This is a genomic window from Gemmatimonadota bacterium, from assembly GCA_009841265.1.
Classification (GTDB): domain Bacteria; phylum JAAXHH01; class JAAXHH01; order JAAXHH01; family JAAXHH01; genus JAAXHH01.
Genome location: VXMB01000014.1, coordinates 518,619 through 539,657 on the forward strand (window position 1 = coordinate 518,619; position 21,039 = coordinate 539,657).

20 protein-coding genes and 4 tRNA genes are annotated in these 21,039 nt (G+C 63.9%); 6 read left to right on the top strand and 18 right to left on the bottom strand.

Features of this window, described 5'->3' with window-relative positions:
• Window positions 1-68 precede the first annotated feature (68 nt).
• The 18 genes from rpoB to F4X08_14940 all read right to left on the bottom strand — a co-directional run bounded on the left by rpoB (window position 69) and on the right by F4X08_14940 (window position 13,828).
• A complete protein-coding gene (gene rpoB, locus F4X08_14855) occupies window positions 69-3,866 on the bottom strand; it encodes a DNA-directed RNA polymerase subunit beta (GenBank protein ID MYD27080.1) in 3,798 nt (1,265 codons plus the stop codon).
• A gap of 123 nt (window positions 3,867-3,989) precedes the next feature.
• The gene (locus tag F4X08_14860; GenBank protein MYD27081.1) at window positions 3,990-4,364 is read right to left on the bottom strand and encodes a 50S ribosomal protein L7/L12; all 375 of its coding nucleotides are present in this window, start codon (window positions 4,362-4,364) and stop codon (window positions 3,990-3,992) included.
• A 57-nt stretch (window positions 4,365-4,421) separates the two neighbouring features.
• Complete coding sequence (locus F4X08_14865) at window positions 4,422-4,955, bottom strand: 50S ribosomal protein L10 (protein MYD27082.1); 534 nt, start codon at window positions 4,953-4,955, stop codon at window positions 4,422-4,424.
• Window positions 4,956-5,021: 66 nt separating this feature from the next.
• Window positions 5,022-5,720 carry a 50S ribosomal protein L1 gene (locus F4X08_14870; GenBank protein MYD27083.1) on the bottom strand — a complete coding sequence of 233 codons (699 nt, stop codon included), beginning with the start codon at window positions 5,718-5,720 and terminating at the stop codon, window positions 5,022-5,024.
• 27 nt (window positions 5,721-5,747) lie between these two features.
• Window positions 5,748-6,173, bottom strand: coding sequence for a 50S ribosomal protein L11 (gene rplK / locus F4X08_14875; protein ID MYD27084.1), 426 nt, complete (start codon window positions 6,171-6,173; stop codon window positions 5,748-5,750).
• A 9-nt stretch (window positions 6,174-6,182) separates the two neighbouring features.
• Complete coding sequence (nusG, locus tag F4X08_14880; GenBank protein MYD27085.1) at window positions 6,183-6,719, bottom strand: transcription termination/antitermination factor NusG; 537 nt, start codon at window positions 6,717-6,719, stop codon at window positions 6,183-6,185.
• Window positions 6,720-6,747: 28 nt separating this feature from the next.
• Entirely contained in the window at window positions 6,748-6,936 is a 189-nt protein-coding gene (gene secE / locus F4X08_14885; protein ID MYD27086.1) for a preprotein translocase subunit SecE, read from the bottom strand.
• 219 nt (window positions 6,937-7,155) lie between these two features.
• Window positions 7,156-8,346: an elongation factor Tu gene (tuf, locus tag F4X08_14890; GenBank protein ID MYD27087.1), complete on the bottom strand. Its 1,191-nt coding sequence runs from the start codon at window positions 8,344-8,346 to the stop codon at window positions 7,156-7,158.
• A 62-nt stretch (window positions 8,347-8,408) separates the two neighbouring features.
• Window positions 8,409-8,481, bottom strand: a tRNA-Thr gene (locus F4X08_14895).
• Window positions 8,482-8,566: 85 nt separating this feature from the next.
• Window positions 8,567-8,640 (bottom strand) — tRNA-Gly (locus tag F4X08_14900).
• Between the two features lie 57 nt (window positions 8,641-8,697).
• A tRNA-Tyr gene (locus F4X08_14905) sits at window positions 8,698-8,779 on the bottom strand.
• 12 nt (window positions 8,780-8,791) lie between these two features.
• Window positions 8,792-8,864, bottom strand: a tRNA-Thr gene (locus tag F4X08_14910).
• Between the two features lie 118 nt (window positions 8,865-8,982).
• The gene (gene aspS, locus F4X08_14915; protein MYD27088.1) at window positions 8,983-10,755 is read right to left on the bottom strand and encodes an aspartate--tRNA ligase; all 1,773 of its coding nucleotides are present in this window, start codon (window positions 10,753-10,755) and stop codon (window positions 8,983-8,985) included.
• 50 nt (window positions 10,756-10,805) lie between these two features.
• A complete protein-coding gene (locus tag F4X08_14920) occupies window positions 10,806-11,699 on the bottom strand; it encodes a sugar phosphate isomerase/epimerase (GenBank protein MYD27089.1) in 894 nt (297 codons plus the stop codon).
• A 45-nt stretch (window positions 11,700-11,744) separates the two neighbouring features.
• Entirely contained in the window at window positions 11,745-12,239 is a 495-nt protein-coding gene (locus F4X08_14925; protein MYD27090.1) for a hypothetical protein, read from the bottom strand.
• 32 nt (window positions 12,240-12,271) lie between these two features.
• Window positions 12,272-12,484: a hypothetical protein gene (locus F4X08_14930; protein ID MYD27091.1), complete on the bottom strand. Its 213-nt coding sequence runs from the start codon at window positions 12,482-12,484 to the stop codon at window positions 12,272-12,274.
• Between the two features lie 4 nt (window positions 12,485-12,488).
• Window positions 12,489-13,184 (bottom strand): dTMP kinase, encoded by a 696-nt coding sequence (tmk, locus tag F4X08_14935; GenBank protein ID MYD27092.1) that lies wholly within the window; start codon window positions 13,182-13,184, stop codon window positions 12,489-12,491.
• The gene (locus F4X08_14940) at window positions 13,148-13,828 is read right to left on the bottom strand and encodes a DUF624 domain-containing protein (GenBank protein ID MYD27093.1); all 681 of its coding nucleotides are present in this window, start codon (window positions 13,826-13,828) and stop codon (window positions 13,148-13,150) included. The genes tmk and F4X08_14940 overlap by 37 nt, the downstream gene beginning before the upstream one ends.
• A 454-nt stretch (window positions 13,829-14,282) precedes the next feature.
• Here F4X08_14940 and F4X08_14945 point away from each other — a divergent pair, with 454 nt between their 5' ends.
• From F4X08_14945 to aroE, 6 genes are read left to right on the top strand one after another with little or no spacing between them, the layout of a single operon-like run.
• The gene (locus tag F4X08_14945; protein MYD27094.1) at window positions 14,283-16,535 is read left to right on the top strand and encodes an anthranilate synthase component I; all 2,253 of its coding nucleotides are present in this window, start codon (window positions 14,283-14,285) and stop codon (window positions 16,533-16,535) included.
• Window positions 16,536-16,543: 8 nt separating this feature from the next.
• Window positions 16,544-17,620 (top strand): tryptophan--tRNA ligase, encoded by a 1,077-nt coding sequence (gene trpS, locus F4X08_14950; GenBank protein ID MYD27095.1) that lies wholly within the window; start codon window positions 16,544-16,546, stop codon window positions 17,618-17,620.
• Window positions 17,621-17,673: 53 nt separating this feature from the next.
• Complete coding sequence (gene trpD, locus F4X08_14955) at window positions 17,674-18,684, top strand: anthranilate phosphoribosyltransferase (GenBank protein ID MYD27096.1); 1,011 nt, start codon at window positions 17,674-17,676, stop codon at window positions 18,682-18,684.
• Between the two features lie 43 nt (window positions 18,685-18,727).
• Window positions 18,728-19,561 carry an indole-3-glycerol phosphate synthase TrpC gene (gene trpC / locus F4X08_14960; protein MYD27097.1) on the top strand — a complete coding sequence of 278 codons (834 nt, stop codon included), beginning with the start codon at window positions 18,728-18,730 and terminating at the stop codon, window positions 19,559-19,561.
• Entirely contained in the window at window positions 19,558-20,172 is a 615-nt protein-coding gene (locus tag F4X08_14965) for a phosphoribosylanthranilate isomerase (GenBank protein ID MYD27098.1), read from the top strand. Before trpC ends, F4X08_14965 begins: the two co-directional genes overlap by 4 nt.
• Window positions 20,169-21,038, top strand: a complete 870-nt coding sequence (aroE, locus tag F4X08_14970) for a shikimate dehydrogenase (GenBank protein ID MYD27099.1) — start codon at window positions 20,169-20,171, stop codon at window positions 21,036-21,038. Before F4X08_14965 ends, aroE begins: the two co-directional genes overlap by 4 nt.
• Window position 21,039 lies beyond the last annotated feature (1 nt).

Sequence of the window (21,039 nt, forward strand, 5' to 3'; positions counted from 1 at the left end):
AAGCCTCGGGTCGGCATGTCGGCGGCCGGAGTCCCTCCGGGAACGCCGCTCGTGAGGTGTTAACCGTTTCATTCTTCGAGCTGTACGTCCAGGGCCAGGCTCTGGAGTTCCTTGACGAGGACGTTGAAGGATTCCGGTATCCCCGGTTCCGGTGGATTTTCGCCCTTGACGATGGCCTCGTACAGCCGGGAACGGCCGTTGACGTCGTCCGACTTCACGGTCAGCATCTCCTGCAGCGTATACGAAGCGCCGTAGGCCTGCAGGGCCCAGACCTCCATTTCGCCGAAACGCTGGCCGCCGAACTGGGCCTTTCCGCCGAGCGGCTGTTGCGTAACCAGGGAGTAGGGACCGATCGACCGGGCATGGATCTTGTCCTCGACCAGGTGGTTCAGCTTCATGACGTACATGTAGCCGACCGTGACATCCTTGTCGAAGGGCTGGCCCGTCTTGCCGTCGTAGAGCGTACTCTTGCCGGATTCGGGCAGGCCGGCGTCGTCCAGCGCGTTCTTGATTTCATCGATGGACGCCCCGTCGAACACCGGGGTCGCGATATACCTGCCCTCTTCCCGGGCGACCCATCCGATGTGGATCTCCATGATCTGGCCGAGATTCATCCGGCCCGGCACGCCGAGCGGATTCAGGATGATGTCGATATGACGCCCGTCCGGCAGGTAGGGCATGTCCTCTTCCGGGACGATCTTCGCCACTACGCCCTTGTTCCCGTGCCGGCCGGCCATCTTGTCGCCCACGGAGAGCTTTCTCTTCTTGGCCACGTACACCTTGACCAGTTGAATCACCCCGGGAGCCAGTTCGTCGCCGCGCCGGATCTTCTCCTGCTCGCGTTCCAGCTGGTTCTCGATTTCCCGGATGTTCTTGGCCGAAGCCTGGATCACCTTCCGGACCTGTTCGTTCAGGGCCGCGTTGACCACCCACCGCTCACTCTGGATGACCCGGTCGAATTCGAGTTCCGCCAGCCGGCTGTCCGTGTATTTCCGCTTGGCCGGGACAACGACTTCGTCCGTCTCGCCGTCCCGCAGCTCGACGCACACCTTGCCCCTGAGCAGTTCCTTGAGCTTGTCGTTGCGCGTCTCCTTGACCTGGTCGATGCGCTGCTGGTAGTCGCGCTCCAGCTCGCGCAGGGTCTCCCGTTCCTTCTCGCGGGCGACGCTGTCGCTGTCCTTGCGGCTGTAGAGGCGGGTATCGATGACGATGCCCTGCATGCCCGGAGGCGCCTTCAAGGAGGCGTCCCGCACGTCGCCGGCCTTCTCGCCGAAGATGGCGCGCAGCAGGCGCTCCTCCGGAGACAGCTCCCGTTCGCCCTTCGGGGTCACCTTGCCCACGAGGATGTCGCCGGGCCCCACTTCGGCGCCGATCCGGATAATGCCGGATTCATCCAGGTTGCGGACGGCGTCCTCGCTCACGTTGGGAATCTCGCAGGTAAACTCCTCGGTGCCCACTTTCGTCTCGCGGGCGGGAAGCTCGAATTCGGTGATGTGGATGGAAGAGAAGATATCCTGCTTGACCAGTCTTTCGCTGACGACGATGGCGTCTTCGAAATTGTATCCTTCCCAGGACATGAAGGCGGTCAGCACGTTGCGGCCCAGGGCGAGTTCACCCTGGTCCGTGGCCGGCCCGTCGGCGAGCACCTGCCCCGCTTCCACGCGGGCGCCGGTCTGCACGATCGGCTTCTGGTTGATGCAGGTCTCCTGGTTGGATTTCTTGAACTTGGTCAGCGGATACACGTCGGGCGGCGTGTCGAAGAGATCGGAATCATCGGTCTCGTCCGGCGTCACCGTGATCATGTCGGCCGAGACCTGCGTCACGGTCCCGCTCTGCCTGGCGACCACCACCGCGCCGGAATCCACGGCGACCTTCCGCTCCATGCCTGTGCCCACGAGGGGCGCCTCGGTGCGCAGGAGGGGTACCGCCTGCCGCTGCATGTTGGATCCCATGAGGGCCCGGTTGGCGTCGTCGTGTTCCAGGAAGGGGATCAGGGCCGCGGACACGCCGAGGATCTGCTTGGGCGAAACATCCATGTAGTCGACCTCGGCGGGTTCGACCAGCTTGATGTCGCCCTTGTTGCGCGTGGGAATGCGGCCGACGATGCGTCCTTCGTCGTCCAGCGAAATCGCCGCCTGGGCGATCATGTAGTCCTCTTCCTGATCGGCCGACAGGTAGTCGATCTTCTCGGTGATCCGGCCCTTCTCCACCCGGCGGTAAGGCGTCTCGATGAAGCCGAACCGGTTGATCCTGCCGTAGGTGCCCATGTAGGCGATCAGGCCGATGTTCGGACCTTCCGGCGTCTCGATGGGACAGATGCGCCCGTAGTGGGTATGGTGCACGTCGCGGACCTCGAAGCTGGCGTGCGACCGGTCCAGGCCGCCCGGGCCGAGCGAACTGAGCCTGCGCTTGTGCGTCAGTTCGGCCAGGGGGTTGGTCTGCTCCATGAACTGCGACAGCTGGCTGCTGCCGAAGAACGCCGCGATCACCGAAGAGACCGTCCGGGCGTTCACCAGGTCCTGGGGCGTGATCGAGTCGGCGTCGTGGAGGCTGATCCGGTCACGGATGGTCCGGGACATGCGGGTCAGTCCGGTATTGAACTGCTGGGCGAGGAGTTCGCCCACGGACCGCGTCCGCCGGTTGCCCAGATGGTCAATGTCGTCCGTGACGCCTTCGCCCCGGCGCAGTTTCAGCAGGTAGTCGATGATGGCGATGAAGTCGTTCGACGTCAGGATGGTCGTATCGATGGGCACATCCAGGTTCAGGCGCTTGTTGAGCCGGTGGCGCCCGACGGCCGCCAGGTTGTACCGCTTCTGGTTGAAGAACATGCGGTCCATCAGGGCCTGGGCCGTTTCCAGGTTGGGCGGATCGCCCGGCCGCAGCAGGCTGTACATCTTGGAAAGCGCCTCTTCCGACGTGGCGGTCGTGTCCTTCTTGAAGGTATTGGCCAGGACATCCGGCTCCCGGGTCGGGTCCATCCGGACGATCTTGACCTTGCCCGGGTGGCCGTTCCCTTCGGCCAGACGTTCCGCCAGCGCTTCCGTCAGCGGTTCGCCGCTCTCGGCAATCACCTCGTCGGTCTTCTTGTCGACCACCTTTGCGCCGATGCTCCGGCCGACGAGATCGCCGGTCTTGTTGGCCCGGACGTCGTCGAACTCATAGAACAACTGGTAGATATCTTCGTTGCTTTCGTAGCCCAGGGCCCGCAGCAGCAGCGTCACGGGAAACTTCCGCTTCCGGTCGATGTGCACGAAGAGCACGTCGTTCACGTCCAGGCTGAACTCCAGCCAGGTGCCGTGCTCGGGAATGATCCGGGCGGAATAAAGCTGCTTGCCGTTGGGGTGGGTCTCTTCGGAAAAGAACACACCGTAGGAACGCTGCAACTGGGATACGATGACCCGTTCGGCGCCGTTGATGATGAAGGTGCCCTTCTCCGTGATCAGGGGGAGTTCGCCGAGGAAGACGGTCTGCTCGATGATGTCCTTGACCTTCTTGTTTTCGGCTTTTGCGTTTTTACTGTCGGCCGTTGATTTTTTGCCGTCCCCCTCCTCGCGGATCACCAGGCGCAGCCGCGCCTTCAGGGGGATCGCGTAGGTCATGCCCCGTTCCTGGCACTCGAGCACGGTGTACTTGGGCTCTCCGAGCATGTACTCGATGAACTCGAGCGAGAAGTGCTCGTGGATGTCCGTGATGGGGAAAATGTCGAGGAAAACAGCCTGCAGGCCCTGGTTCCGGCGCTCGGAAACGGGCACGTCGGCCTGCAGAAACGCGTTGAAGGAATCTATCTGGACCGCCAGAAGATTCGGCATTTCGATGATGGAGGGCAGTTTGGAATAATCGTGGCGTGTGATCTGGGTATCATCCATCGGCTGACCACTTCCTTTCGGCAGGTAGGTGAATAGTACCCGCGGACGCAAGGCAACGACCCCGTGCGCGTGACGGGATCGCCGCACATGCCGCGCGGACCCGGTCCTGACTTACCTTCCCGCCTATTTGAGTTCGACTGTTCCGCCCGCTTCTTCGATCTGCTTCTGAATGTCGTCGGCTTCTTCTTTCGGGACACCCTCCTTGAGTGCGCCGGGAACGCCGTCAACCAGTGCCTTGGCCTCTTTCAGTCCCAGGCCCGTAATCGCGCGCACGACCTTGATGACCTGGATCTTCTTGTCGCCGAAACCGGTCAGCACGACGTCGAAGGCGTCTTTTTCCTCCTCCTCCGGCGCGGCCGCGTCTGCGGCGCCGGGTGCGGCGACAGCCACCGTCGCCGCGGCTGAAACACCGAATTTGTCTTCGAGCGTCTTCACGAGATCATTCAATTCCAGCACTGTCAGCTGTTCAATCTGATCTACGATATCGGACACGGCCATGATGCTTACCTCCATTGGATTTAAGGGATACTGCCGTTGTTGTTCTTGTTCTTCTGCTCAACTCTCCTGCGAAGCCTTCTGCTGCGAAACGGCCGACAGGGTGCGGACCAGGCCGCTCAGCACGCCGGACAACGTGAACACCAGGCCGTTGATCGGCGCGGCGATGCCGCTCACCGTCTTGGCCAGCAGTTCGTCTCTGCCGGGCAGCTTTGAAAGTGTCACAGCCTGCGCGGCGTCGATGATCTCGCCGGTCAGGAACCCGCCCTTGATGCGGGGGCGTTCTTCGTGGTCTTTGCCGAAATCGATGAGGATCTTCGCCGGGGCCACCGGGTCGGCCGACAGGACGAGCGCCGTCGGTCCGTCCAGGGTCTCGCCCAGGTCGGGCAGGCCCGCGTCCGCGACGGCGAGGCGCGTCAGCGTGTTCTTGATGACGCGGCATTCCACGGACTCCGCCCGCAGCCGGCTTCGAAGTTCGGTTACCTCGCCGACGTCCAGGCCGGTGAGGTCCGTCAGGTACACGCTTTCGGTTTCCTTCAATCGCGTCGACAGATCCTGGACGATCTGCTCTTTAACGGCACGCGGCTGGGGCATGGTGTCGAGACTCCTTTGATTTCAACGGCTTCCGGGCTGTCAACGGCTTCCGGGCCGTGGATGCGTCTACGCCTCGCGGGCCGCCGCCTGGCGGTCGACCTGTACGCCGGGTCCCATGGCGGAGGAGACGGTAAGACGCCTGATGTATTGCCCTTTGGCGGATGCAGGCTTCGCCCGCATGACCGCGTCGATGAACGTCGAGGCGTTCTCCGTCAGCTGCTCCACGGAGAAGGACACCTTGCCCACGGGACCGTGCAGGTTGCCGTTGCGGTCCACACGGTATTCGATCCGGCCCGCCTTGACTTCCCGGACCGCGGGACCGACGTCGAAGGTCACGGTACCGCTCTTCGGGTTGGGCATGAGGCCCCTCGGACCCAGTACGCGGCCCAGCTTGCCGACGTCACGCATGATATCGGGCGTGGCGATCACGACGTCGAAATCGGTCCAGCCCTTCTCGATCTGCTCGATGTAGTCGTCGGCGCCGACGTAGTCCGCGCCGGCCTCCTGGGCGTCCTTCTGCGCTTCGCCCCGGGTCAGCACGAGTACCCTGGTTTCCTTCCCCGTTCCGTGGGGCAGCGCGATGGCGCCCCGTACCATCTGGTCCGCGTGGCGGGGATCCACGTTCAGCCGCATGGCCACGTCGACGGTCTCGTCGAATTTCGTCTTCGAGGTTTCCTTGACGATCGTCAACGCGTCCTCGAGGGGATAGTCCTTCCCCGCTTCCACTTTCTCCCTGGCGGCCAGGTAGCGCCTGCCTCTTTTCATGGCCCATCTCCTTGCGACTTGCCTCGGTTAGCCTTCCACCTCGATGCCCATGCTGCGGGCCGTGCCTTCGATCATGCGCATGGCCGCTTCCGTATCCGCGGCGTTCAGGTCCGGCTTCTTGAGCTCGGCGATCTGCCTCACCTGGTCCCGCGTTACCTTGCCGACCTTCTCGCGGTTGGGTTCGCCCGATGCCTTCGCCAGTCCAGCCTCGCGCTTGAGTAGCACCGCGGCCGGGGGCGTCTTCGTGATGAAAGAAAAACTGCGGTCGGCGTACACCGTGATCACGACCGGTATGATCAGCCCCATCTGGTCATTGGTCTTCGCGTTGAAGACCTTGCAGAACTCCATGGGATTGACGCCGTGCTGGCCGAGGGCCGATCCCACCGGCGGCGCCGGATTCGCCTGCCCGGCCGGTACCTGGAGCTTGATCACCGTAGTTATCTTCTTTGCCACAGCACCCTCCTACGTGACGTGGGAGACCTGGAGGAAATCGAGTTCCACCGGGGTCGCGCGTCCGAAAATGCTCACCATGACCTTCAGTTTCTGCCGGTCCGGATGTATCGCTTCCACCACGCCGGTGAAATCGGTGAACGGTCCGTCCGTCACCTTGACCTGGTCGCCGGTCCGGTAAGGGATCTCCACGCCTTCTCCCTTTTCCTTGGAAGGCTCGTCCCGGTGCAGTATGCGGTTCAGCTCATTTTCCCGCAGGGGCTGCGGCCGGGGCCCGCTCCCGACGAAATGGGTAACGCCAGGCGCGTTGGTTACCAGGTGCCAGGAATCACGGTCCATCTCCATTTCCACGAGGACGTAGCTCGGGAAAAGCTTGCGTATGGTAGACGTCTTCTTCCCCTGCTTCATCTCTACGATTTCTTCGGTAGGGATGAGGATCTCGCCGATCTTCTCTTCCAACCCTTCCCGGACCTTGAGTTTCTCCAGGTGGGTCTTCACCTTGTTCTCGTGACCCGAGTAGGTATGAATCACGTACCAGCGCTTGTCCATTGATCACCTCATCATAGGTCGCTACGCGTCAGGCCCCGAGCAGACGGCTCAGTATGATGGACAGGATGAAGTCGATCACGCCGGTGAAGGCGGCCAGGATGAGCGTGATGATGATGACCACGGTCGTCGAACCGATCAGTTCGTTCCGGCTCGGCCAGCTCACCTTGGAGAGCTCCGTCCTCACTTCCCTCAGAAAGTCCACCGTTCGTTCGTACATGATCCCTGCTTCGTGCGGTTGCGCCGGCCCGGGCCGTTCCTTCCCGCGTGCCCGCGCGCATGTGCGTACCGCATAAAAAGGCAGGCCGGAACCGTGTTTTCCGCTCAGTTCGCGTCGCCGGCCTGCGGTTATGCGCGTCTTCTATGTCAAGTTCATCCAGACCAGCCGGGGGGCGGCGCTTCGGCCGCTCCGTCCGGTGTCCTGTCTATACCTGCCGTACTACTCGATGACTTCGGTGACGACGCCCGCGCCGACGGTCCTGCCGCCTTCGCGTATGGCGAAGCGCAGTTCCCGGTCCATGGCGATGGGCTGCATGAGATTGACTTCCATGTCGACGTTGTCCCCGGGCATGACCATCTCCACGCCGGAGGGCAGTGCGACCGACCCGGTGACGTCGGTGGTGCGGAAGTAGAACTGGGGCCGGTAGTTGTTGAAGAAGGGGGTATGCCTTCCGCCTTCCTCCTGCTTGAGGACGTAGACCTGGGCCTTGAACTTGGTATGGGGCGTGATGGACCCGGGCTTGGCCACGACCTGGCCGCGCTCTAAGGATTCCTTGTCCACGCCGCGCAGGAGCAGTCCCACGTTGTCGCCGGCCCGCGCGTCGTCGAGGAACTTTCTGAACATCTCGATGTCGGTGACGACGGTCTTGCGGGTATCCTTGATGCCGATGATCTCCACCTCGTCGTTCTTGTTGATGACGCCGCTCTCCACGCGCCCGGTGCCGACGGTGCCCCTGCCGGTGATGGAGAAGACGTCCTCCACGGGCATGAGAAAGGGCCGGTCCTCGTCACGTACCGGGGTGGGGATGTACTCGTCGACGGTGTCCATGAGCTCGGTGATGGCCGTGGTGGCCTCCGAACCGGCCTCGCCTTCCATGGCCTGCAGGGCGCTGCCCCGGATCACGGGGATGTCGTCGCCCGGGAAGTCGTAGGAGGAGAGCAGTTCCCTGACCTCGAGCTCCACGAGTTCGAGCAGCTCCTCGTCGTCGACCTGGTCGCACTTGTTCAGAAAGACGACGATGGCGGGCACGTTGACCTGCCTGGCCAGGAGGATGTGCTCCCGGGTCTGGGGCATGGGCCCGTCGGCGGCGGAGACCACGAGGATGGCGCCGTCCATCTGGGCCGCTCCGGTGATCATGTTCTTGATGTAGTCGGCGTGTCCGGGACAGTCCACGTGGGCGTAGTGCCTGTTGGCGGTCTCGTACTCGGCGTGGTGCACGTTGATGGTGACGCCGCGCTCCTTCTCTTCGGGGGCGTTGTCGATCTGGTCGTAATCCTGGAACTCGGCCAGCCCCTGCTCGGCCAGGACCTTGGTGATCGCCGCCGTGAGGGTCGTCTTGCCGTGGTCCACGTGACCGATCGTGCCGATGTTCACGTGGGGCTTGGTACGCTCGAATCTTTCCTTCGACATGGAGTCTTTCTCCTGAACCGGCTGGGTTAACGAAACGTAAACGTCTTCTAAGTCAGCACCGAAGCCCTCGGCCGGACTTGAACCGGCGACCTACACCTTACCATGGTGTTGCTCTACCAACTGAGCTACAAGGGCGCTTTCGTTCAAGGTTCAGATAAGTTTTTACAGTTCTGCGGTAAAAACCTTCAGATATTCCGAACCTCGGACTCGGGACCTTTAGAGCGGGAAACGGGACTCGAACCCGCGACCCTCAGCTTGGAAGGCTGATGCTCTAGCCAACTGAGCTATTCCCGCCGGTCTTCGTTCTGAAGCTGCTGGTCAGCCTGGCCAGCCGGACCCCTTAGCGAAACATGGGGAGGGCAGGATTCGAACCTGCGAAGGCTGAGCCAACGGATTTACAGTCCGTCCCATTTGACCGCTCTGGAACCTCCCCTGGCTGCCTGAAAGCCACCACTCGGATTCGAACCGAGAACCTACTGATTACAAATCAGCCGCTCTGCCATTGGAGCTATGGTGGCCATTATAATCAGTACGGATCCGCATCTTGAGCAGCTCAAGAACACAGACAGGTAAATATAATCAACATCCCTGCCAATGTCAAGGGTGTAAGTAAAATTAAATGGAGACGGGGCCGGGCTACCGCCGAAGGCGGATGTGGAGTTCCCGGAGCTGTTTTTCGCTGACCTCCCCGGGCGCGCCCATGAGCAGGTCCTGGGCGTTCTGGTTCAGGGGGAAGGCGATGACCTCCCGGAGATTGGTCTCGTCGGTGAGGAGCATGACGATGCGGTCGATGCCCGGAGCGATGCCGCCGTGGGGAGGCGCGCCGTACTTCAGCGCGCTGATCATCCCGCCGAACTCCGCGTCGACCTCGCCGGCCGAATAACCGGCGATTTCGAAGGCCCGGTACATGATGTCGGGCCGGTGGTTCCGGATGGCGCCGCTGGACAGCTCCGTTCCGTTGCAGACGATGTCGTACTGGTAGGCCAGGACCTCGAGGGGCGGCGTGGTCTCCAGGGCTTCGAGGCCGCCCTGGGGCATGGAGAATGGATTATGGGAGAAGATCACCTTGCCCGATTCGGCGTCGTGCTCGTACATGGGGAAATCGACGATCCAGCAGAAGCGGTAGGCGCCCGGTTCCCGCAGGTCGAGCAGGTCGGCGAAATGCAGCCGGAGCCGGCCCGCCACGTCGACGGCCCGTTCCTCCGTGTCGGCCACGAAGAACCACGAGGCCCCCGTTTCGGGTTCGATGACTGATTTCAGCCGTTCCAGGGTCGGCCCGTCCAGCACGCGGGCGATGGAACCCTTTACCCCGTCCTCGGTGAAGGAGATGTACGCCGCGCCCCGTCCCCCGAAATCCTCTTTCACGGTCCGGTCCAGGTTGTCGAAGAAACTGCGGGACCGGTCGGCCACGCCCGGGACGGCCAGGACCCGGACGCCGCCGCCCTTCTCGACGATCTGGCGGAAGGCGTTGAATTCCGACGTCCGGAAGGCCTCGGTGACGTCCTCGATCTCCAGGCCGAACCGGAGGTCGGGCTTGTCGGTCCCGTAGCGGAGCATCGCGTCGCGGTAGGGGATGCGCGGGAAGGGCGGGGCGGTGACGTCCCAGTCGCTGAACTCGGTGAACAGGCCGTAAAACAGGGTCTCCAGCGCTTCGAAGACGTCGTCCTGCTCGACGAAGGACATCTCCACGTCCAGCTGGTAGAACTCGCCCGGCGATCGGTCGGCCCGGGCGTCTTCATCCCGGAAGCACGGGGCGATCTGGAAGTACCGGTCGAACCCCGAGATCATCAGAAGCTGCTTGAACTGCTGCGGCGCCTGGGGCAGGGCGTAGAACTTTCCGGGATGCACGCGGCTCGGGACCAGGTAGTCCCGCGCGCCCTCGGGCGAACTGCTGGTGAGGATGGGCGTGTTGAACTCGTTGAAACCCATTTCCGTCATGCGGCGCCGAATGCTCGCGATGATGCGCGACCGCATGATGATGTTGTGGTGCAGCCGCTCCCTGCGCAGGTCCAGCATGCGGTAGGTCAGCCGGGTGGCCTCCGGGTATTCCCGCTCGTCGGCGACCGACAGGGGCAGGGCATCCGCGGCGCTGAGCACCGTCATGGAATCGGCCTTCACCTCGATGTGCCCGGTGGGCAGGTTGGGGTTGATCGCATCCTCCGCCCGCAGGATCACCTCGCCGGTAAAGGTGGCGACGCTCTCCGAACGCAGGTCTCCCGCCTCCTCGTGGAATCCGCTTTCCGGTGTGATGACGACCTGCGTAACCCCGTAGTGGTCTCTCAGGTCGATGAAGAGCAGGCCGCCGTGGTCCCGCTTGCGGTGCACCCAGCCGGCGATCCGCACCCGCGTTCCATCGTCGGTCTGCCGCAATTCACCGCAGGTGTGCGTCCTGTACGGGTGGTCTTTCATTTTATTCCCTTTCTTCCCTTTCCGGTTGAACCGCGACTCGGGTCGGTGCGTTACGCGGGCCGGCCGGACCGCTCCACGCCCAGGTCGGCCAGGAGGTCCAGCGTGTTCCGCATGCAGATCCTGGAGGCTGCTTCACCGGCCTCCGAAAACTGTTTTCCACCAGGCAATTCAAGCAGGGTCTGTTCGATCTGCTCCGGTCCGATGCGCCAATGGGTCTCGAGTGACACGCAACCCTCGTAGTCCTGCTCGACCAGGTCGGCGAACTGACCGCGGTAGTCTATTTCGCCTTCGCACATGGGAACATTGACATACCCCCCGTCCGTGCCCCTGGCACCATCCTTGATGTGCATGTGATACATGTCCGTCCGGATGTGATCGTAGCCGTCGGGATAAGGTGCGTGACCGTCGTCGTCGAACAGTTCGTTGCAGGGATCCCAGAGGGGTTTGACGACCGGTGTATCCAGGACGTCGATCAAACGCCGGGTTTCCGCGCCGGTGCCGATCATGGTGGACATTTCGTTTTCCAGTCCCAGCACGACGCCCTCGCCCTCGGCGATCCGGACAGGTTCGTGGTACCGGTCGACAATTCGGTCCCAGAAATGGTCGAGGGGATCCTGTTTCCAGAAGGCGAAGACGCGGACCAGCGGCGTGTCCAGTCCCCGGGCGACCCGTATGCTCCTGCGTAGGATATCGAGATGTTCGCTACAGGAGGCGTCGTCGTCTATGTCGCACTTGTAGAATGGTGGCGCCACTCCGATGACCGCCAGTCCGGCTTCACCGGTCCGGTCCCTGATCCGGGCGATCTCATCGTCGTCAAGATCCTGGGGCGGCTTGTCCCAGATCGATCGGATCTCGATCCCGTCCAGGTTGAAATCACGGGCGAATGCGATGACCCTGTCCAGGTCCTGGGACACTTCGTCGGTGATTACGGCGATCGTGAACATGGGGCTGGTTGCCTCCCTGGCGCGTCTCTTCCTACGCGCGTTTTTTTACGCTTTGTGCCCGGCCATGGATTCGGCGAACCGGAAGATCGACGACTCCTGGTCGAAGGTCTCCACCGAACCGGGCCGGCTGTTTCTGATTTCCGCTATGGCGGCTTCGGGCGTGGATCCCCGCCAGACGAGATACCCGGCCAGCACGGTTCCGGTGCGGCCTATGCCCGCCATGCAGTGCACCACCACGCCGCCCTGTTCCACATGCTCATCGATAAACTCAACAGCCCGGAGGATCTGTTCCGGAGAAGGCGCCGTCATGTCCTCCACGGGAATGTGCAGACTGTGGATCCCGCAGTGGTCCAGTGTCCCTTCGTGGAGCGGTTCGCGCGTCAGGGACACCACGGTGCGCACGCCCTGTTCCTTCAGGCGCATCAGGTCCTGCACCAGTGCGGGGTCCGCCGCAGCGCCCGCGCGACCTCGAAGGGCGCCCGTCGGCAGGGCCATGCCGGCCAGCCGACGGGGTATGATCCAGGTGAAGTTTCTAAGCATCCTCTACTCACGGTGTTACTTTGCTCACGGGGTCACTTCCCTGAGATGTCCTCGAACTTGCCTTCCTCGATATTCCTCGGATCGATGGTCGTCTTCGGCTTCTTCGGCGTCCGGGACCGGGGTTCGGGCGCCGGACGGGCCGGCCGGGGGGGACGCATGACCATGGCGGCCAGGAAACGAAGGACCTGCTGGATCAGGATCCCCGCCAGGAATCTCATTACGAACCGGAGAATGTAGGTCAGCATGGCGCTATCCGCTGCAGGAGGGTTGCATCACTTCTTCCACCCGTGCGCGCGCTTCCTCCTGCACTTCGTCGGGCGTGCGCGCGCCGTCGATGATCCGGATGTGGTCCAGGGCGCTTCTACGCCGCGCCAGTTCCAGGTAGTTTTCGCGGATGGCGCGGAGCGTTTCGAGATCTTCGAACAGTTCGGTATCCGGCCGCGCCCGGCGTATGCGGTCCATGCAGACTTCGGCGGGCGCGTCGATCAGCAGGGTCAGGTGGGGGTGGATCGCCCGGGCGTTGATCGACTCGATCCAGTCCAGCTCGCCGGGCATCTCCCGCCACTGGTAGGCGAAGGACGAGAGGAAATACCGGTCGCACAGCACGGGGATTCCGCGGTGTATGTGGGATTCGATTTCCGATTTGACGTGGTCGATCCGATCGGCCGCGAACAGCAGCGCGTGACAAATGCCGTCGAGCTCCACCCGGCGCTGAAGGGCGTCCTTCAACAGTCTTCCGATGGGGCGGTTCGTGGGTTCCCCCGTGGTATGGACCGGACCGCCGTAACGGGTTTCCATCCACCGCCTGAGCCGCTTCAACTGGGTCGTCTTGCCCGCCCCGTCGATCCCTTCGATCACGATGAACGGCGCGGTGGCCTCCCCGGCGTCGCCGCGGACCTCCTTCCCCATCATGAATACCCCCATGGGCGGAGCAGGTCCCGCCATCCACGCGCTTCCTCCAGGACGCCGGCCTCCCTCTGTTCATATCGTTTCAGGATTTCCCTCAGCCCGGTGCTGAACAGGACGCCGATGGCGCCGAGCCCCAGAAAGAGCAGCCCGATGCCGCTGGCCAGGCTGAAGGCCATGACGAGGGAACCGGCCGCCAAAAGCGCGAAGGAACGCCGCGGGTTGTCCACGACCAGGTATACGCCCGTCCGGACGATCTGCCTGACCGGTGCTTGCTCGCGCAGCATGAGGGGCAGCGCGTATACGGCCGTCATGCAGACGAAGACGATCAGCCACATCATCACGCCGCTCAGTATCGCCCCCGTCCATGGCCAGTCTTCCATGAGCCGCACGTAGAAAAGCACGTTGGCCGCGAGGAGGATCAGGACGCCCGCGTACAGGCCGCAGATCAGAAAGCTCCGGCGCAGGTCCCCGCGGGTGTGGGCGAAGAAGTCCCCGATGCCCGTTTCTTCGTAGGCCGCGATGCGTCCGGTGACCCGGAACAGTCCGGCGAAGGCGAGGGGAAGGGTTACCAGCGGCAGGGCAAGCAGCAACCAGAGGATGTTGATCACGATCAGCGTTCCCAGGTAATCATAGGTATTCCAGAACCACTTCCTGAACAGACCGGGTTCCCTGTCCTGCATATTCGGCGCACCCCGATTCCAACGGCCGACTCGGACGCTCTACAACGCCAGCATGGTACAGGCTGCCCCTCGAATTCGCAACTGTTTTCTTGTTGAGAAAAAACCTTGACTTCGCCGCCGTACCGCGCTATAATGCCGCATTCGACATAAGGCAGCCGAACGGTTTTCACATCGAGCAATGGACTGAAATGACAGCCGCAAGTTCGTCCCGGTCATCCCGATTCTACGCTTGGCGGAAGCAGAGCGATCTGTTTACCTGGTGGCCTTTTTATGGGACGAGGCGGCATGTCATGCGAAGCGGCGCCTGATTGAAGTAGATTCATCCTTCGTTGATTTGACCGGCCTCTACCCTCACAAGGTAGCGGCCTTTTTTGTTTTATGGGGTGAATCGAATACGGGCCGCTAAAGGGTTGGGGATACTACAGCAACGGTTCACCGGGAGCGGGACAGGACCATGCGTGTTACCCATATACACCTGGAAGCCATTGAGTACCAGACCGGGGGCGGCCTGGCCGTCAAGCGGTACGCCGAGCATCTTTCCCCGGACGAAGCCATTGAACCCGTAATCGACGCGCTCGATGCCCGCCTGGGCGCCCTGTTCGCGTCCGGTTACGAGTATCCCGGAAGGTATACCCGGTGGGACATGGGGTTCTTCGATCCGCCGATCCGGCTCGAAACCCGGGAGAACGCCTTTCGTATCGAGGCCCTGAACGCCCGGGGCAGGGTGTTGCTGCCGGCGATCCTCGCGCAGGTCGAAGGTCTGCGGGCCACGCGTACCGTTGCCCTTCACGAAGACCGCGTCTCCGGCGAGGTGCATCCGCCCGACGGATATTTCCCGGAAGAGCAGCGCAGCCGGCAACCCTCCGTTTTCTCGATCCTGCGGGGGATCATCGATCTCTTCTCCTGCCCGGATGAGCATCATCTCGGCCTCTACGGCGCCTTCGGCTACGACCTGGCCTTCCAGTTCGAACCCATGGACTACCGGCTGAGCCGCCCTGCGGACCAGCGCGACCTGGTGCTCTACCTGCCCGACCGGTTGGTGACGGTCGATCACAACCGCGAGGTGGCCGTCCGGTACGACTACGAATTCGATACGGGCGGCGGGTCTACCCAGGGCCTGCCCAGGGAAGGCGCAGTCCAGCCCTACCGCGGAGGTCGCGTCGCGACCGGCAGAGAGTACGAGAAGGGCGAGTATGGGGATGTCGTGCGACAGGCGCACGAATACTTCAGGAAAGGCGATCTGTTCGAGGTCGTCCCCAGCCAGACCTTCTACGAATCATGCCCCGATCCGCCCTCCGAGGTTTTCCGGCGCCTCAGGGAACGAAACCCCGCGCCGTACGCCACGCTCATCAACCTGGGACAGCGGGAATACCTGGTCGGTGCTTCGCCCGAGATGTTCGTCCGGGGCGAAGGGATCCGCATCGAGACCTGTCCCATCGCCGGCACGGTCAGCCGGGGGAACGACGCGCTAAGCGACGCCGACCAGATTCTCAAGCTGCTGAGTTCGGAGAAAGGGGACTCGGAACTGACCATGTGCACGGACGTGGACCGGAACGACAAGTCACGGATCTGCGTGCCCGGAAGCGTCCGTGTCATCGGCCGGCGGCAGATCGAGATGTACTCGCGGGTTATTCACACGGTCGACCACGTGGAAGGCATTCTGCGGCCGGAGTATGATGCGCTGGACGCCTTTCTTGCGCACACCTGGGCGGTCACCGTGACCGGCGCGCCGAAAATCTGGGCCATGCGGTTCATTGAAGAAAACGAACGGTCCTGCCGCTCGTGGTACGGAGGCGCGATCGGATTCCTCGGATTCGACGGAAACATGAACACGGGGCTTACCCTGAGGACCATACGCATCAAAGACGGGATCGCCGAAGTGAGGGCCGGGAGCACGCTGCTGATCGACTCCGATCCCGGGGACGAGGAGCGGGAGACGGAACTCAAGGCCATGGCGTTCATCGACGCGATCCGGCGCCCCCGAGGATCGGGCGGGGATTCGCAGCATACCGGTTCCGCGGAAAACTCGGGTGAGGGGAAACGGGTGTTTCTGGTCGACTACGAGGATTCTTTCGTGCATACGCTGGCCAACTACCTGCGGCAGACCGGCGCCGACGTCATGACGGTCCGGACGGGTATCTCGCGGTCCAGGCTGATGGAACTCATGGACGCCTACGACCCGGACCTGGTCTTTCTGTCGCCCGGTCCCGGCCAACCGTCGGATTTCGACGTGGAGCTGGCCATCGACGCGGCGCTGGAACGAGCGCTGCCCATCTTCGGCGTCTGCCTGGGGCTGCAGGGTATCGTCGAGTACTTCGGCGGCACCCTGGGCGTGCTGCCCTATCCCATGCACGGGAAGGCGTCGCGCGTGACCGTCCGGGCCGGGCAGGCCGGGCGGGCCGGGCGGGCTGGACAGGCCGGGACACTGTTCGAAGGGTTCCCCCGGTCCTTCACGGTAGGCCGCTATCACTCCCTGCACGCCGATCGCGATCGGCTGCCGCCGGAACTTACGGTCACGGCGGAGACCGAGGACGGCGTCGTCATGGCCATCGAACATCGCACGATGCCCGTGGCGGCGGTGCAGTTCCATCCCGAATCCATCATGACGCTCAAGGACGGGATCGGCATACGGCTCATCGACAACGTCTTCAGGAAGCTGGTCCGAGCGGCCGATGCGGTGGACGCGAGCCGGGAGGGCGGCTCATGAACCGGCCCATGAACCGGCGCGAAGTCATCCTGACGGGCATCAAACCAACGGGCAGTCCGCACCTCGGCAATTACATCGGCGCCATCCGGCCCGCGTTGGAACTCGCGCGGCAGTCGCCCGAAGCGCATGCCATGTATTTTCTGGCGGACTATCACGCCCTGACGCTCGTGAAGGACCCCGTGCGCTTCAGGGACCTGTGCCACGAACTCGCCGCGACCTGGATCGCCTGCGGGCTGGATCCCGAACGCCAGGTCTTCTACCGCCAGTCGGACGTGCCCGAGGTCTTCGAACTGTCCTGGATCCTGTCCTGTTCGACGTCGAAAGGCCTGATGAACCGCGCCCACGCGTACAAGGCGCAGGTGGACCGACACATGCAAGGCCACGTGCGAGGCGGCGGAGGCGCCGACGCCGGAGACGCGGACGCCGGGGACACAGACGCCGGGGACACAGACGCCAGGGACGCGGACGCCGGGGTGAACATGGGACTGTATTCCTATCCCATACTCATGGCGGCGGACATCCTGCTGTTCCAGGCGAAGTACGTTCCGGTGGGGCGGGACCAGGAACAGCACATCGAGATCGCCAGGGACATCGCCGCGCGTTTCAACCGGAGCTTCGGCGACGTGCTCACCCTGCCGCTGTACCTGTCCGATCCTTCAACGGCCGAAATACCCGGTACGGACGGCAGAAAGATGAGCAAGGCCTATAACAACACCATACCGCTTTTCGGGTCGCGCGAACAGTTGCGCAAGGCCATATTCGGGATCAGGACGGATTCGAGTCCGCCCGGCGCGCCCAAGGACCCCGGGACGTCGCTCGTATTCCAGATCTACAGGCAGTTCGCGGACGGGGACCGGACCGAGACGATGCGAAGCCGGCTGGTGCAGGGCCGGATTACCTGGAAAGCGGCCAAGGAAGAGTTGTTCGACCTCATCGATGGTTTACTGGAACGCCCCAGGGCGGTTTACGAGGAGTTGATGGCCGACCGGTCCCGCATCGACCGCTTGCTGGAAGCGGGTGCTTGCAACGCACGCGATCTGGCCCGCCCGACCATGGAGATCGTGCGGCAGGCGGTGGGGCGATAACGGCGTTCGTCCCCGCGACCGGGTTTCAAGCAACGCGAAGGAGACGGGGTTACATGATACAGCAAGCGATTGCGAAGGCAATTGAAGGAGCCTCGCTGACCGAAGCGGAAGCCGTGGAGGTCATGAACGGGATCATGTCGGGGGACGCCACGCCGGCGCAGATCGGCGCGTTCCTCGTCGCCTTCCGGTTGAAGGGCGAGACGATCGAGGAGGTCACCGGGTTCGCCAGGGTCATGCGCGCCAGGGCCACGCGGATCGACTGCAAGGCCTATCCCATCGTGGATACCTGCGGCACGGGCGGTGACGGAAAGCATACGTTCAACATCTCGACGGCGGCGGCTTTCGTCGCCGCGGCCGCGGGCGCGTTCATCGCCAAGCACGGCGGCCGCGCGGCTTCCAGCAAGGCGGGCAGCGCTGACGTGCTGACGGCCCTGGGCGTCCATATCGAATTGCCTCCGGAAAAGGTATCCGCCTGCATCGACGAGATCGGCATCGGGTTCATGTTCGCCCCGGCCCTCCACTCGGCCATGCGGTTCGCGAGCGGTCCGCGCCGGGAGCTCGGCGTGCGGACGGTGCTCAACCTGCTGGGACCGCTGACCAATCCGGCCGGGACCACGGCCCAGGTCATGGGCGTATACGACGCGGGCGTCATCCAGACCGCCGCCCACGTGCTGAATAACCTGGGGGCGGAGCGCGCTTTCGTGGTGCACAGCGCGGACGGGCTGGACGAGTTCACTACCACGGCGCCGACCCACGTGGCGGAGGCCCGGGACGGCGTCGTGAGGACCTATGACGTCGCGCCGGAAGATTTCGGCCTGCCGCGGGCGTCCATCGAGGACCTCAGAGGGGGCGAGGCGGAAGAGAATGCGGAGATCATCCGGTCCGTGCTGGCCGGGGAGTCCGGCCCCCGTCGGGACATCGTCCTGCTTAACGCCGCGGCGGCGATCGTGGCCGGCGGCGCCGCGGAGGACTTCGGCGAGGGCATCGAAAAGGCAGCCCGGGCCATCGACACCGGCGAGGCGCGGGAGAAACTCGACGCGCTGGTCCGCATGACCGTCGAATGACCCCCCGGACCCCGGGAAACGGGATGGGAAAGACACAAGAGCCATGAATATCCTGGATCGGATCGTAGCGCATAAGATCGAAGAGGTCGAAGACCGGAAGCGGCGCGTGCCCCTGCCCGAAGGCGAGCCCGTTCGCCGCCGCGACATCCGCCTCTTCGACCGCGCGCTGAAACAGGGAGACGGCATCGGGGTCATCGCCGAATTCAAGAAGGCCTCGCCGTCGAAAGGCGCGATCCGTCCCGACGCGGCGCCCACGGAGATCGGACCGGTCTACGCGGCCCACGGCGCTTCGGCCATATCGGTGTTGACGGACCGGCGGTTCTTCGAGGGCAGCGACGAGGACCTGGTGGTACTCCGGCGGTGCGTTCCCGTGCCCGTGCTGCGCAAGGAGTTCATCGTGGACGAGTACCAGGTCCACGAGACCGCGGCGCTGGGCGCGGACGCCATGCTGCTCATCGCGGCCATCCTGGACGACGACCGCCTGGCGGACCTGCAGCGGACCGCGGCGGCCTGCGGCCTGCACTGCCTGGTGGAAGTGCACGACGAGGGGGAACTGGACCGGGCCCTGGCGGCGGGCAGCCGCATCATCGGCATCAACAACCGGGACCTGACGGACTTCACCGTTTCGCTGGATACGTCGCTGCGTCTCCGTCCGCGCATCCCGCGGGGCATCGTGACCGTCAGCGAAAGCGGGATCCACGGGCGCGAGGACGTCCTAAGGCTGCAGGAGGCGGGATTCGACGCCGTACTCGTGGGCGAGTCCCTGATGGGGGCGGAGGAGATCGGCGGACAACTGGACGCCCTGCTGGGCCGGTCCACCGCGAAGGCGCAGCAGGGGATCCGAAGTCGAACGGCTACCCCGGGGGCAGGGCCATGAATACGGTCAGGATCAAGATCTGCGGCATCACGAACGAGGCGGACGCCGCGGCGGCCGTTCGCGCGGGCGCGGACGCGCTCGGGTTCATTTTCTATGGGGGCAGTCCCCGCTGCGTGGCGCCGGAACGGGCCGCGGAAATCGTGGCCGGACTGCCGCCCTTCGTCGTCCCGGTGGGCGTATTCGTGAACGCGGCGGCGGACGACGTCGACGGTATCTGCGAAGCCGCGGGAATCCGGGTCGTGCAGCTCCACGGGGACGAACCGCCGGGTTTCTGCGAAGCGCTGAAGCGACCGGTCATCAAGGCCTTCCGCGTCAGGGACGCATCGTGGAAATCCGATGCTGCGGCCTACCCCGTCGGCGCGGTACTGCTCGATACGTTCGCCGAAGACCGGTACGGCGGCACGGGGACCACCTTCGACTGGCGGCTCGTGGAAGACAGTCCCCACCGCGTCATCCTGAGCGGCGGGTTGAATCCGGACAACGTAGCCGAGGCCGTGCGCAGCGTGCAACCCTACGGCGTGGATACGGGCAGCGGCGTGGAACGGGAACCGGGCCGGAAGGACCACGGCAAGATCCGGGCTTTTGTGGAGGCGGCGAGGCGGCCTTTATGATCTCTACGCATGAAAACGGGCCCATCGGCCCCGCCATATCGGGTTCGACCCGCGTGGTCGGCGTATGCGGCCAGGGCATCGGGTATACGCTTTCGCCGGCCATGCACAACGCGGCCTTTCGCCATTGCGGACTGGACTACGTGTATGTAACCTTCGAAATCGCGGCCACCGAAGTGCGGCGGGCTGTCGACGGCATCCGGGGACTGGGGCTGGCGGGGGTCAACGTGACCAAGCCGCTCAAGACGGACGTGCTGCCCTACCTGGACGAGGTGTCCGAAGAGGCCCGCAGGATCGGTTCGGTCAACACCATCGCGAACCGGTCGGGCTGTCTCGCCGGCACGTCGACGGACGGCGCCGGACTGTTGCGGGCGCTCGGGGAAGAAGGCGTTGCCGTCGCAGGTTCGAGGATGTTGATCCTGGGCGCGGGCGGCGCGGCCCGTGCGGCCTGCGCCATGGCCCGCGGGCAGGGGGCCGCATCGATTACCATTGCCGCGCGCAACGCGGACCGGGCCCGGGACACGGCTTCGGTGGGTGGCGCGGAGGCGATCAAGCTGTCGCCATCAGATCTCGGCGCTGCGGTCCGTGAGGCCGACCTGGTGATCAACGCGATCCCGCGGGATCTGACGCTGGAAGGCGACTGGTTCACCAGCGGGCAGTTCGTCTACGACACGCGTTACGACCAGGCGGAGACCGGACTGATGCGAATCGCCCGGTCACGGGGCGCGGCGACCTCGAACGGCATCGGCATGTTGCTGTTCCAGGGCGCGGCGTCTTTTGAAATCTGGACCGGCCGCGCGGCGCCGGTCGAAGTGATGAAGAGCGCGTTGGAGGAACAGCTAAGGCGCAGGAAGGCCCGGGAGGAGTAGG